General features: G+C 60.0%; 12 protein-coding genes and 1 tRNA gene. 12 read left to right on the plus strand and 1 reads right to left on the minus strand.

The window, feature by feature from the left end; genetic code table 11:
- Nucleotides 1-118: 118 nt before the first annotated feature.
- From NW852_RS08965 to NW852_RS08995, 7 genes are all read left to right on the plus strand, one after another.
- Nucleotides 119-1,579, plus strand: a complete 1,461-nt coding sequence (locus NW852_RS08965; RefSeq protein ID WP_414370933.1) for a TldD/PmbA family protein — start codon at nucleotides 119-121, stop codon at nucleotides 1,577-1,579.
- Between the two features lie 15 nt (nucleotides 1,580-1,594).
- Nucleotides 1,595-2,491 (plus strand): Rpn family recombination-promoting nuclease/putative transposase, encoded by an 897-nt coding sequence (locus NW852_RS08970; RefSeq protein ID WP_414364445.1) that lies wholly within the window; start codon nucleotides 1,595-1,597, stop codon nucleotides 2,489-2,491.
- A 13-nt stretch (nucleotides 2,492-2,504) separates the two neighbouring features.
- Nucleotides 2,505-3,845 (plus strand): TldD/PmbA family protein, encoded by a 1,341-nt coding sequence (locus NW852_RS08975; RefSeq protein ID WP_414370930.1) that lies wholly within the window; start codon nucleotides 2,505-2,507, stop codon nucleotides 3,843-3,845.
- 4 nt (nucleotides 3,846-3,849) lie between these two features.
- On the plus strand, nucleotides 3,850-4,647 hold the full coding sequence (locus NW852_RS08980) for an MBL fold metallo-hydrolase (RefSeq protein ID WP_414370928.1): 798 nt from the start codon (nucleotides 3,850-3,852) through the stop codon (nucleotides 4,645-4,647).
- Complete coding sequence (locus NW852_RS08985; RefSeq protein ID WP_414364450.1) at nucleotides 4,644-5,072, plus strand: DUF2358 domain-containing protein; 429 nt, start codon at nucleotides 4,644-4,646, stop codon at nucleotides 5,070-5,072. Before NW852_RS08980 ends, NW852_RS08985 begins: the two co-directional genes overlap by 4 nt.
- 69 nt (nucleotides 5,073-5,141) lie before the next feature.
- Nucleotides 5,142-5,226, plus strand: a tRNA-Ser gene (locus tag NW852_RS08990).
- A gap of 551 nt (nucleotides 5,227-5,777) precedes the next feature.
- Nucleotides 5,778-6,641, plus strand: coding sequence for a hypothetical protein (locus NW852_RS08995; protein ID WP_414370926.1), 864 nt, complete (start codon nucleotides 5,778-5,780; stop codon nucleotides 6,639-6,641).
- A 216-nt stretch (nucleotides 6,642-6,857) separates the two neighbouring features.
- Here the strand turns inward: NW852_RS08995 and NW852_RS09000 are convergent, their stop codons facing one another.
- The gene (locus tag NW852_RS09000; RefSeq protein ID WP_414370924.1) at nucleotides 6,858-7,664 is read right to left on the minus strand and encodes an RNA methyltransferase; all 807 of its coding nucleotides are present in this window, start codon (nucleotides 7,662-7,664) and stop codon (nucleotides 6,858-6,860) included.
- Between the two features lie 70 nt (nucleotides 7,665-7,734).
- On the opposite strand from NW852_RS09000, the gene NW852_RS09005 reads away from it, so the two are divergent.
- The 5 genes from NW852_RS09005 to lpxB all read left to right on the plus strand — a co-directional run bounded on the left by NW852_RS09005 (nucleotide 7,735) and on the right by lpxB (nucleotide 12,247).
- Nucleotides 7,735-8,295: a hypothetical protein gene (locus NW852_RS09005; RefSeq protein WP_414364456.1), complete on the plus strand. Its 561-nt coding sequence runs from the start codon at nucleotides 7,735-7,737 to the stop codon at nucleotides 8,293-8,295.
- A gap of 14 nt (nucleotides 8,296-8,309) precedes the next feature.
- On the plus strand, nucleotides 8,310-9,227 hold the full coding sequence (gene lpxC, locus NW852_RS09010) for a UDP-3-O-acyl-N-acetylglucosamine deacetylase (protein WP_414364458.1): 918 nt from the start codon (nucleotides 8,310-8,312) through the stop codon (nucleotides 9,225-9,227).
- Nucleotides 9,228-9,360: 133 nt separating this feature from the next.
- On the plus strand, nucleotides 9,361-9,861 hold the full coding sequence (fabZ, locus tag NW852_RS09015; RefSeq protein ID WP_414364460.1) for a 3-hydroxyacyl-ACP dehydratase FabZ: 501 nt from the start codon (nucleotides 9,361-9,363) through the stop codon (nucleotides 9,859-9,861).
- A gap of 272 nt (nucleotides 9,862-10,133) precedes the next feature.
- Nucleotides 10,134-11,045, plus strand: a complete 912-nt coding sequence (lpxA, locus tag NW852_RS09020) for an acyl-ACP--UDP-N-acetylglucosamine O-acyltransferase (RefSeq protein ID WP_414364462.1) — start codon at nucleotides 10,134-10,136, stop codon at nucleotides 11,043-11,045.
- Nucleotides 11,042-12,247 carry a lipid-A-disaccharide synthase gene (lpxB, locus tag NW852_RS09025; RefSeq protein WP_414370921.1) on the plus strand — a complete coding sequence of 402 codons (1,206 nt, stop codon included), beginning with the start codon at nucleotides 11,042-11,044 and terminating at the stop codon, nucleotides 12,245-12,247. The genes lpxA and lpxB overlap by 4 nt, the downstream gene beginning before the upstream one ends.
- Nucleotides 12,248-12,266 lie beyond the last annotated feature (19 nt).

Genomic DNA, 12,266 nt, shown 5'->3' on the forward strand with positions numbered 1-12,266 from the left:
GCTATCCATCCCCACCGTATAGACGGTGGGGAATTCCGCACCTTACGTTAAACTGAGGGAGCAAAAGATGGCGGCATCTAGCCTGCCCTTTCCCTCTTTTGAGTGCTCTCGGCCTACTATGCTGCTTTTATCCAAAGAACTGCCCAACCTCGACTACCGCCCCACCCTGCAGCACTTCGGCGAGGATTGGCGGGATCCCCTTGCAACTCTCTTGGGCTGGGGGCGGGCTGCCGGCGCCGATCTGGTGGAGATCTTCCTGGAGCGGGCTAACTCCATCAGTTGCCTGGCGGAAGACGACACCCTCACCAGCATCACCCCTCGACTTTCCACCGGCGCGGGGGTGCGGGTGTTTCGCGGCCTGGCCGACTGCTACGTCAGCACCAACGATCTCTCCTTTGCCGGCCTCAAAGCTGCCCTAGAAAAAGGCCTGCTCTTGATGGGCCTCACCCCCCCTGGCCCTGCTGCTTTGGTCTCCACCGTCAACCTAGGGCTGCTCCAGGACTACGCCGAGCGCCGCGGTAAAGACGGCTGGCTCAAGGAATGCAGCTCCCTTGCCGAGATGGGGGAGATCCTGCTGCGGGCCAACGCAGAGCTGAAGCGGCAAGCTCACCACGTCCAGTCCCGCCGCACCAACTACTTCCGTGACTGGCAGGAGATCCTGGTGGCCTGCAGCGACGGCACCTTTGTGCGCGACATCCGCCTTACCCAGTCGGTTAGTTCTACCCTGCTCTGTGCCGATGGGGATCATCGCGCTTCCGTTAGCCAACGCGCAGGGGGCACCGGGGATCCCGACTTTTTGCGCCGCTGGGATCTCGTAGCCCACAGCCAGGAGCTGGCAGAAGCCGCCGGCCAGATGCTCTATGCCGACTATGTGGAATCGGGCACCTACCCGATTGTAATGTCCAACGCCTTTGGCGGCGTCATCTTCCACGAGGCCTGTGGGCATCTCTTGGAGACGACCCAGATCGAGCGCAAAACCACTCCCTTTGCCGACAAAAAAGGCCAGAAAATTGCCCACAAAAACCTCACCGCCTGGGACGAGGGGCTTTCCGAGGGGGCCTTTGGCAGCCTGGACGTGGACGACGAGGGCATGCCCGTCCAGCGCACCCTGCTCATTGAAAAGGGCATTTTGAAAAACTTCCTGGCCGACCGGGCCGGCTCCATGCGCACCGGCCATCCCCGCACCGGCAGTGGTCGCCGGCAAAACTACACCTTTGCCCCTGCCAGCCGCATGCGCAACACCTACATCGCCCCCGGCGACGCCGAACTGGACGACCTGTTTGCCTCTATTGACAAAGGCATCTACTGCAAGCGCATGGGGGGCGGCAGTGTCGGCCCCACCGGCCAATTTAACTTTGCCGTGGAAGAAGCCTATCTCATCCAAAATGGCAAAATCACCAAGCCTCTCAAGGGAGCCACGCTGATTGGAGAAGCCAAGGATATCTTGACCAAGATCTCCATGTGCTCAAAGGATCTCCGCCTGGCGCCTGGCTTCTGCGGTTCTGTCAGCGGCAGCATCTACGTTACTGTGGGTCAGCCCCACATCAAGGTGGACTCTATCACCGTGGGCGGGCGCTAGTTTCAGGGATCCCCCATGGCCTACGACAACATCTGCAAGTACCTGGCGGAGCGCTTTCCGGAGCAGTTTGCCCGTTGGCTGATGGGAGAAGTGGCTGAGCCGGTGCAGGTGCTGCCCACAGAACTGTCGGAGGAGCCCATGCGAGCCGATTCGGTCATTCTGCTAGGGCTACAGCAGGGCATTTTGCATCTGGAATTTCAAACAGATCCGGATCCTGAAATCCCCTTTCGCATGGCCGACTATCGGCTCCGCCTCTATCGGAAATATCCCCAGCTATCGGTGCGGCAGGTGGTCATTTATCTTCGCAAAACGCGCTCGCAGCGGGTCTTCCAAACCTTTTTTCGCCTAGAAAGGCTGAGCCATGAGTTTGAGGTCGTTCGCCTCTGGGAGTGTAACTTGCCAGCCAGGGTCGATTGGCCAGCCCTGCTGCCTTTTCGAGTCTTGAGCCAGGTGGAGGATCCTGGAGAAACCTTACGAGAAGTCGTTGCTGAGCTGGAGCGCTTGCCAGAGTCCAGCGAGCAGCGGGAATTGGCAGCGGCAACAGCCGTTTTGGCAGGACTAGCATTGGATCGGGGCTTGATTCGGCAAATCATGAGGTCCTTGGATATGAGGGAATCGGTGATCTACCAGGAATGGCGGGCAGAAGCTCTGCGGGAGGGGTTGGAAGCAGGGCGCAAAGAAGGCCTGCAACTGGGCTTACAACAGGGCTTGCAACAGGGTTTGCAACAGGGCTTGCAACACGGGGAAGCAACACTGGTTTTGCGGCTTTTGCGGCGGAAGCTGGGATCCCTTGACCCGGCCTTGGAAAACCAGATTTGGGCCTTGCCGCCGTCGCAGCTGGAGGCGCTAGGGGAAGCTTTGTTGGATTTCCACAGCGTGGAGGACTTGACCGCCTGGCTGGCCCGTCGCTAGGGAAGGAGTAGGGATGTTGCAAGTTGAGGCCTTGGCCGAACAGGCGCAAAGCTGTGCCAAACGTTTGGGGATCCCCCAGTTTGATCTCTATGGAGCCGAGGTGGACGAGACCAGCGTGCAGGTTGAGCAGGGGGAGCCCCGTCAGGTAAAAGCCTCTCACCGCTGCAGTGTGACGGTGCGGGCCTGGAACGACCAGGGCCAGGTGGGGGTGACTTCCACCACTGCTGTGGACGAGGCAGGGCTGGAACTGGCTCTGCAGACGGCCTTGGAAGCCAGCCACTTCGGCGTGCGGGAACACGCACCCCAATTGAGTCCAGAAGCGAAGCTGCCCATTCTCCAGCCCTGTAACGACAAAAGGCCGCTGGCGCTGGCCAGTGAGCTTTTGGAGCAACTGCTGGCCGCCGAGAAGGCTTTACTGGGATCCCATCCCGCCATCCAGGGGGTACCCTACAACGGCCTGGCCCAGCGGCAGATCGACCGCTTTTACCTCAACAGCGACCAAGCTCTGCGACAGGAGGGCCACACCCTGACCTCGGTCTTCCTCTACGGCAAGGCAGAACAAGAGGGTCGCAAACCCCGCAGCGCCGGCGCTGTGCGGGTGGCCCGCAGTCTAGAGGAGTTGGATATCCAGGGCTGCGTCAAGGAAGCGGCCGAGAAACTCATCAGCCACCTGGAGTACGAGCGGATCCCTTCGGGGAAATACACAGTGGTTTTTTCCGGGGAAGCTTTTTTAAGCCTCTTGGGCGCTTTCTCCAATCTCTTCAACGCCCAAAACATCCTGGACAACCAAAGCCTGTCCACTCCCGACTCACTGGGCAAGCAGATTGCCTCGCCGCTGCTCTCGGTGTGTGATGACGCCTTGCACCCTACCAACGTGAGCGCAATTAGCTTCGACGGCGAAGGCACTCCCACCCGCCGCGTTTCCCTCATCACCAATGGAGTTCTGACCCACTTTTTGCACAGCGCCGGCACCGCCAAACGCCTGGGGGCCCAGCCCACGGGACATGCCAATATCGGCGCTAAGGTGACGGTGGCGGCCCACTACTACCACGTCTTTGCCGGGGCTCCGCCAGAGAGCACCTACGACCTGGCCACGGCTGAGAATGTGGTCTGGATTGACGAGCTGCAGGCTCTCCATGCCGGAGTCAAGCCTCTGCAGGGATCCTTTTCCCTGCCCTTTCAGGGCTGGTGGGTGCGCCAGGGAGAGCGCATCAGTATCGAGGCGGCAACGGTGGCGGGGGATTTTCTAGGACTCTTGCAGTCGATTTTCTACGTCGAGCCGGAGCCCCAAATCACCCCTGCTGGTCTGTGTCCCCGCATTTGGGTAGCCGATCTCTCCATCACCGGGCAGTAGCACCATGAAACTCACCCGCATCGACCTCAACAGTTGGCTAATCCATACCCAGACCCAGACTTTTCTGCTGGATCCGTGGCTGGTGGATCCCTTGGTGTTCTTTGGCCTGCCCTGGTTCATCCGCCTGCAGCACCGCCAGGTGCCGCCCTTCACACCGGAAACCCTGCCCAAACTCGACGCCATCCTCCTCAGCCAGGGCCAGCCGGATCATTGCCACCCCCCCACCCTGCAGCGGCTGAACCGGCAGATCCCGGTTTTCGCTTCTCCAACAGCCGCCCGCGTGGCACGGAGCCTTGGCTTTAAGAGGGTGCAGGCCCTGGATCCCTGGCAGTCAGTGCAGTGGGGAGATCTGCGCATCACAGCGGTTCCGGGAGCACCCCTGGGGCCGGTGCGGGAGCTGGGCTTTTTGCTGGAGGAGCTGCCGACCCAGACGCGGCTTTACTACGAGCCCCACCTCTCCCAACCGGATATCCGCCCGCGGCTGCAGCAGGAGTTTGCCCCCATCCACACCCTGCTGATCCCGGTGGTGGGGCAGATCTTTCCCCTCTTGGGCGAGGTGATCATGGGGCCGGAGCGGGCCCTGCAGGTGGTGGCCGCCCTGCGCCCACAGCAGGTGATTCCCACCGCTATGGGAGAGGTAGATTACCACGGCTGGTTTGCCGCCCAGATCCGCCCTCTGGGGAGCCTAGAGGAGTTCCGGGAAAAGCTGGGATCCCTGAACGCCGCCACTGGCCAATCCATCCGGCTGTGCTGTCCTGCCCCAGGGGAGACGGTATCCCTTCCTGCTGAGGTCAGAGCATGAGCCACCCTTCTCAGGCCAGCCTCGACCTGGTGGCCATCCTGCGGGCCGATTACGCCCGCTTTCCTCGGGATCAAACCTACTCCCTCTACGATCCCCAGGTCTATTTCCGGGATCCCCTCAACGAGTTTCGCGGCCTGGATCGCTATCGGGCCATGATTGCTAGCCTAGAGCGCTGGCTACAGGATATCCATCTTGAGCTGCACGACATCCACCAGAGCGGCAACCACATCCGCAGCGAGTGGACGCTGAGGGGATCCCTGTCTTTTTTGCCCTGGCGTCCCCGCCTGTGCATCCCCGGCTGGACAGAGATGCGGCTTAACCCCGCAGGTCTCATCGAATCCCACATCGACCACTGGCGCTGCTCCCGCTGGGAGGTGATGCTGCAAATGTTTCGGCCTGGGGATGCCAAAGGATCCTCTGAGTGACCTCCATCCTCTGCTAAGATCACAAAGCCGAGTTTTTGGCTCTGCGGGAAAGTCATCGATTTCTGCGCTGGAGAGATGGCCGAGTGGTCGAAGGCGCAGCACTGGAAATGCTGTGTGGGGCAACTCACCGTGGGTTCGAATCCCACTCTCTCCGTCAAAGCCTAGTTTGCCAACATCCACCTAAATCCCTCAAAGCCTTAACTGGCAAGGTTTTTGGGCATTCTGATATCCACGGTAGTCCTGCAACATTCACTAGAATCCACGGCAAGACGGGACACAGCCGTGGATACGCCTAAGCCTAACCTAAATCCACGTCAGATTGTCTTCTCTTACGCGACAGCCAAAAGCAAGAAGAAGGTGGTGGTGAAGCCGGACGGCAGCCTGCAGATCTTCAGAGCCGTTCATTAACAGGGGATTCCTTGCGGCTAGGCTGTTACAGCCGTCAGGGAGAATTGACTGGAAAAGTGGCCTCTGGCATATTACGGGACAACGTGCCAGGTCAAGACAATGCACACGCCGAGCTGGAAGCCCCACCCCATCCTCAAATATGAGCGGAGGGACTGCTATCCCTATATAGTTCTCCCTACCCCTATCAGCCTGCAACTGAGAGGGCCAGAACTGCCCCCTCCCCCCAGAAAACCTGAGCCGCCTCAACTACCCCCTCGACCAGTTAAGCCGCAACTACCAGAGATCCCAACCCGTGTAATGGACAAGCTCCAGGCTGCCCTGTCAACTGGAGCTGGAGTTGCTACCCTAATTGCGCTGATTATTGCTGAAGCGCCATTCTTTCTAATCTTGGCAGGGATTGCAGGCGTGGCTACCTTAGCCAAATTCTTATACGAATCCTGGACTTATGAAGAGAGAATGGAAGAATATGAGAGAAAAATGCGAAGTTATCCTCAAGAACAAAAAAGATATGAGGAGAGACTTGTCCTTTGGAGAAGAGAGTGCGATCGCATAGAGTCAGATTACAAACAACAAGTCGAAGAATATAGTCGCGAATATCAAAACAAGGTAGCTCAAATCATAAGGAACTGGGAAAATGGTCTGATATTTCAACCCCTAGATTTATGCCAACCTTTCTTAGGTCAGGGTGCCCGCGCAGGTAGGTATGATGGCCGGCTGAGAGAAGCCTTGATAATAAAGATGGAAAACCTTCCAGTTAAGTTTCTACCTGAACAATCCTCCCTAAAGGTTCCAGGATTTGATTTTCCGTATACGCCCGACATAGCAATACAAGTATCTAGTAACAATAGAACTCTACTTATCGATGTTGAAGTTGACGAACCTTGGTACCAGAAGAATGGTCAGCGAGTACCACATCATGCACTAGATGACAATAGACATAGCCAGCGAGACGATTTCTTTGCAGAAAGCGGCTGGATAGTAGTTAGGTTTTCAGAAAGACAAGTAGCGATAGAAACAGAAAAATGTGCCAGCTTTGTCTGCTACCTTATTCAAGCTGTACTTACGCCAGGATTTAGGGATCCATCTCTGTCTCTGCCGAGTGACCATAGAAGGTGGGACTCTCTCAGCGCTCTTGATGAAGAGAGAGACTTCGTTGAGTGAGGATTCCGTTAAAAACGGGACATATCCACGGACACGAGACCTATCCTACAAGCCCGCAAACTGCTGTAGGACAAGGAAATCTCAGCCCCTATTCGATGGTCACTCTCTCCGTCAAATCAAGTTTGCCGCAGGGAGATCATCCAGACCTAGCTGGATCCCCTTGTCTCAGTTCCCAGGGGTTGGTTTTCAGAGGCAGCCGGCTAGAGGCTGCGGCAGCTAAGATCCACTCTCGGTGAGATGAGGATCCTCTTTCGGGGGTTCTCGATGAGAAGATTGTTGGCTCCACTCGAGTTGTCGCAGGATCCCGCGCAACAGGGCCACCTCAGCCACTGTCAGACCGGCGCGGTGAAACAGGGCCCGAAACTTGAGCATTTTGCGACGAGCGGTGTGGGGGTGCAGGTAGCCAATGTGCAGCAGCAGCGCCTCCAGGTGGCTGAAAAAACCCTCCAGCAGCTCGAAGGGAGCTGGCTTTGAGCTCCCAGAGCCAGCCACCGGCGGGCGAAGATTTTGGTAGAGGAGGGTGCGCAGTTCGTAGCAACAGATGCCCACTGCCTGGGCCAAGTTCAGGGAAGGGTAGGCCGGATCGGTGGGGATCTGGATCTGGCGATGGCAGAGGGCCAGCTCTTCGTTGCTCAAGCCGCAATCTTCGGGGCCAAACACCAAAGCGGCAGGGCCGGCAGCCAGCAGCTCCGCGAAAGCCTGGCGGGGAGACTGAATTTGCCATTCGGGCGGGTAGGGCTCGCGGCGGCCTGCTGTCCCGAATACCTGCACACATCCCTGGAGGGCCTCGGCTAAGGTTGGCACCTGCCGGGCTTGGTGGAGCAAGTCCGTCGCATGCACGGCCATGGTAACTGCTTCTGCATCCAGGGGATCGCATTGGGGATCCACCAACACCCACTGCCGCAGGCCCATGTTTTTCATCACGCGGGCAATGGCCCCGAGATTGCGCGGCCCTGCTGGCCGCACCAACACGAGGCGTACCTGCGCCAATCGCTCCTGAGCCCAGTTGGACAATGCCGGCATCCCTTGGGACAGAATCGCAGATAAGGATCCCCTAGAGTAGAGGAGTTAGATCTTGTCATAGATTGCGCCTATGGGATCCGCCTACCGCTGTTGGCTGAGCTGGATGTGTCTGGTGCTGTTGGGGTGCTGCTGGGGATCGCCGGCATTGGCTGCCCATTCTGCGTTGCTCTCCCCAGCAGCAGAGGCAGCTCAGGTGGCTCTGTCCTCTCCAGTTGACTCCCTGGTAGAGGCGCGACAGCGGCTGGAAGGGATTGCCGAGGCAATGCGCTCAATTCGCCTGTGCAACCGCCCCAATTGCCGCTACCGCGATATTTCCGTTGAGGTGCGGCCCATAGCAGGAGCCGAGCCGCCGGAGTACGAGGGTAGGATCGACGCCACCATCGACCGCCCCTCCGGCAGCTTGGACAAGGCTCGCTACCGGCTGCGATTTCGTGGGGGGCGTTGGCAGTTGCTGGGGGGCGAAGAGGTTTCCGATGTCTCCTCCTTTTTCTTCGAGGGAGACACCTACGAGGTGTTTAGCGCCTACGGCAGTCGCAAGGCCAAACTGGCAGACGCCAGCAGCAGCCTGCGCGTTGGCTATCGGGAGCTGTACTACCGTGTTTTTGACCAGGGCCAAGAGCGTTTGCGGTAGCGGTGCGGAGTACGATGAGAGACCAACAGCACACCTTGGCCAGCTCTATCTCCCTAGAGGGGGTCGGCCTGCACACTGGCCTACCGGTTCGCTGTAGCCTCCACCCGGCTCCTGCTGGCGGCGGTCGGGTCTTTGTGCGGGTGGATCAACCGGGATCCCCTGAGATCCCGGCCCGCTTGGGATCCCTGACTCCTGCTGCCCTCTGCACCCGCCTGCAGCAGGGATCCCCCCCTGTCCAAGTGCAGACAGTGGAACACCTGTTGGCTGCCCTTTACGTGCTGGGCATCGACAACTGCCGCATCGAGGTGGAGGGGCCGGAGCTGCCGATCCTGGATGGCTCCGCCCTGCCCTTTGTGGAGGCTATTGCCCAAGCTGGGATCCTGGCCCAGGAGCAGCCGGCCCTGCTGGGAGTGATCCAGGAGCCAGTCACGGTCTGGGCGGGGGAAGCCTTTGTCAGCGCCCTGCCCTACCCCGGCTCTCGCTTCACCTATGGCATCGACTTTGCCAACTGCCCTATCCGCCAACAGTGGCTGAGCTGGCAGGAGAACAGGGCGGATTTTGTCCAATCCATTGCTCCGGCCCGCACTTTTGCCCGCCAACAGGATGCGGAGCTGGCCCGCCAACAGGGGCTGATCCAAGGCGGCAGCCTGGAGAACGCCATTGTCTGTACTACCACCGAGTGGCTGAGGCCCTTGCGCTACCCAGATGAGCCGGTGCGCCATAAGCTGATAGATTTACTAGGAGATCTCAGCCTGTTGGGCTGCCGCTTGCAGGGGCACATTGTGGCCTACAGGGCAGGCCATGCCCTGCATCACCGTTTGGCCGAGCAGTTGCTCAGGAGTGGATCCCTGCGGGTGCAGGCGGACCCAGCTCAAGAACAAGAAAGGGATCCCAGGCGCCTCGGTGGGGTGGAACCTCTCCCTCTGTCTTGACGGGGCTCCTGGTTCCTGAGGTGGGCGAGAGGCTCCTCGCGGCCTGCCGGCATTCCTCCTTGCTGTCTTGGTTCTGCTTTGAGGCCCTCCCATCCAGGATTTAAGGTTTGTCTTCCAGCTCTGTGGGTTTGCCATGTCCTCTGACGTCTCTCCTCCTCCTCTCCTCTCGGCTGAAGCAGCCGCTCAGTTGGCAACAGCTCCCCCCGTTTTCACAACGGATCAAATCCTGGAGATCTTGCCCCATCGCCATCCTTTTCTGCTGGTGGATCGCGTGGTGGAGTATCAACCAGGGCAACGGGCGGTGGGACTGAAAAACGTCACCTTCAACGAGCCCTTTTTCCAGGGGCACTTCCCCAACCGACCGATCATGCCCGGCGTTCTGATCGTCGAGGCCATGGCGCAGTTGGGAGGGATCGTGTTGACCAAGTTGCCCGATGTGGCTGGGCGGCTGGCTCTCTTTGCTGGTATCGATGGCGTTCGCTTCCGCCGCCCCGTGCTGCCAGGGGATCAGTTGCTGCTCTCGGCCGATTTGCTCACCATCCGGCAAAAACGCATCGGCAAGATGTTTTGTCGGGCCCAGGTGGGGGGACACCTGGTGACCGAAGGGGAGCTGATGTTCTCCTTGGTGGATTGATGGGACGACAGCGGCCAGGAGAGGGCCTTTGGCGCTCCGCAACCACGGGGCAGGTGGAGGGTAGCCATCTGTTTTCCCCATCGAGGAGGAGCCCAGCGGCAGCAACTTGGCGCGGAAAGACCCTGCTAAAGTGTTGGGATAGGGGCATGTTAGGTGCTGCTTTCATCTCCCGGTCGGAGTTTTGCAGCAGAGCGGTGGAGGATTGTGTCCTCCCCGAGCAAGCCTTAATTGCAGGGTTGGGAGCGTAACCACATTTGCTGGCTAGGTTAGAAATGAGTTCGTTGGCTTCAGCGGGATCCACTCCCAACTCCTCTGTTCGGATTCATCCCACGGCGGTGATCCATCCGAAGGCTGAGTTGCACGAGACGGTGCAAGTTGGCCCCTATGCGGTTATCGGCGAGCATGTGCGCATTGGCGCCCGTACGGTGGTGGGGGCCCACGTGGTGATCGATGGCTGGACAGATATTGGCGAGGACAACCAGATTTTTCCGGGGGCGGTGCTGGGCACAGAGCCTCAGGATCTGAAGTACAGCGGCGCGCCCTCCCAGGTGGTGATCGGCAGGGGCAACCGCATCCGCGAGTTCGTCACCATCAACCGAGCCACCAACGAAGGGGAAGCGACGGTGGTCGGCGACCACAACCTGCTAATGGCCTACGTCCACGTCGCCCACAACTGCGTTATCGAAAATCAAGTGGTGATTACCAACGCGGTTGCCTTGGCCGGCCACATCCATATCGAGTCACAGGCGCGCATCGGCGGTATGGTCGGGATCCACCAGTTTACCCGAGTGGGTCGCTTGGCCATGGTGGGGGCCATGAGCCGGGTGGATCGCGACGTGCCGCCCTACATGTTGGTGGAGGGGCATCCCGCCCGCATTCGCGGCCTCAACTTGGTGGGGTTGCGGCGAGCCAAGGGAATGGAGGGATCCCTGCCAGCTTTGCGCCAGGCCTACCGGCTGCTCTACCGTTCCGGTTTGCCTCTGGAAAAAGCGCTGCAAACTCTGCGCAGCAGCATCCGCACCGAGGGTGGGTGTAGCATCTGCTCCTTGCAGGGGAAAGAGCTGGTAGACGAGACGGGATCCCTGCTCCATCTGCTGCAATTTTTGGAAGATTCCCTTTCCCAACCCCAACGGCGCGGTCCTCTGCCCGCCTTGCGCCGTGGCAGAGAAGAGGACGACCTGTGAGTCATCTGTTTATCTGCACCGGAGAAGTCTCCGGGGATCTGCAGGCTGGCCATCTCATTCGTGAGCTCCTGCGCCAGCGTCCGCATCTGCGCATCACGGCCGTTGGGGGAGAGGAAATGGCCGCTGCTGGAGCCCGGCTGCTGCACCGCACTACGGAGATTAGCTCCATCGGTATTCTCGAGGCCCTCCCCTTTGTCCTCCCTGCCCTGTGGACAGAGTGGAAGATCCGCCGCTTCCTGGCACAGAACCCGCCGGATTTGGCCATCTTGGTGGACTACATCGGCGTCAACAGCCGCCTTGTCCCCCTGCTGCAGCGGTGGCGCATCCCTGCCGTTTACTACATTGCCCCCCAGGAATGGGTGTGGTCGCCCAACAGCCGCCTCACCTACCGCCTAGCCCAGCAAATGCGACTGATGGTGGCCATCTTCCCAGAAGAAGCCCGCTACTACGCCGCAGCAGGCGCCCAGGTTTGCTATGTGGGCCACCCCCTGCTGGATATTTTGGCGAGGGTACCCGGTCGCGCTCAGGCCAGAGCTGAGCTAGGGATCCCTGAGGAGGCAACGGTGGTGGCGCTGCTGCCCGCCTCCCGTCGCCAAGAGCTGCGCTCCGTTCTGCCCATCCTCCTCCAGGCAGCGCGGCTGTTGCGGGCTCGCCTGCCCCAGGTGCGGTTTTGGGCGCCGCTGGCCTCGCCCCGTTTTGCCGCCCCCGTTGCTCAGGCTGCCCGCCGCTATGGACTGGACGATCTCACCCTTGTCTTGCCTCGCCCTTCCCCGCCAAAGGCGCATCACCTGCTGTTGGCCGCCGCTGACCTGGTGCTGGCCAAGTCGGGCACCGTCAACTTGGAGGCGGCTATTTTGGGGATCCCGCAGGTGGTGATCTACCGCCTCAACCCAATTACCTTTTGGCTAGCCCGCCATTGGCTGAAGGTGTCGGTGCCCTTTATGTCTCCCCCCAACTTGGTGCTGATGCGCCCCATTGTGCCGGAACTGCTGCAGGAGGAGGCCCAGCCGGAGCGGATTGCCCAACTGGCGCTGGAGCTGCTGACTCAGCCGGAGCGCCGAGCCCAATTACAGGCCGACTATGCTGCCATGCGGGCAGCGCTGGGGGAGCCGGGAGTTTTGGCCCGCGCCGCCAAGGCCATCCTGGAGGTGCTCGACAGCGAAACCGCCGCCAGGGGGGATCCCCGTCGCCGCTCTCTCTGAGACGCCTGGATTAGCCGTG

This window comes from Synechococcus sp. H60.1 (genome assembly GCF_047462335.1).
Classification (GTDB): Bacteria; Cyanobacteriota; Cyanobacteriia; order Thermostichales; family Thermostichaceae; genus Thermostichus.

Excerpts from the sequence above, each read along its gene's own strand:
- NW852_RS08965 (WP_414370933.1), top strand. The coding sequence starts at position 119 with ATGCTGCTTTTATCCAAAGAACTGCCCAACCTCGACTACCGCCCCACC.
- NW852_RS08970 (WP_414364445.1), top strand. The coding sequence starts at position 1,595 with ATGGCCTACGACAACATCTGCAAGTACCTGGCGGAGCGCTTTCCGGAG.
- NW852_RS08975 (WP_414370930.1), top strand. The coding sequence starts at position 2,505 with ATGTTGCAAGTTGAGGCCTTGGCCGAACAGGCGCAAAGCTGTGCCAAA.
- NW852_RS08980 (WP_414370928.1), top strand. The coding sequence starts at position 3,850 with ATGAAACTCACCCGCATCGACCTCAACAGTTGGCTAATCCATACCCAG.
- NW852_RS08985 (WP_414364450.1), top strand. The coding sequence starts at position 4,644 with ATGAGCCACCCTTCTCAGGCCAGCCTCGACCTGGTGGCCATCCTGCGG.
- NW852_RS08995 (WP_414370926.1), top strand. The coding sequence starts at position 5,778 with ATGGACAAGCTCCAGGCTGCCCTGTCAACTGGAGCTGGAGTTGCTACC.
- NW852_RS09000 (WP_414370924.1), bottom strand. The coding sequence starts at position 7,664 with ATGCCGGCATTGTCCAACTGGGCTCAGGAGCGATTGGCGCAGGTACGC.
- NW852_RS09005 (WP_414364456.1), top strand. The coding sequence starts at position 7,735 with ATGGGATCCGCCTACCGCTGTTGGCTGAGCTGGATGTGTCTGGTGCTG.
- lpxC (WP_414364458.1), top strand. The coding sequence starts at position 8,310 with ATGAGAGACCAACAGCACACCTTGGCCAGCTCTATCTCCCTAGAGGGG.
- fabZ (WP_414364460.1), top strand. The coding sequence starts at position 9,361 with ATGTCCTCTGACGTCTCTCCTCCTCCTCTCCTCTCGGCTGAAGCAGCC.
- lpxA (WP_414364462.1), top strand. The coding sequence starts at position 10,134 with ATGAGTTCGTTGGCTTCAGCGGGATCCACTCCCAACTCCTCTGTTCGG.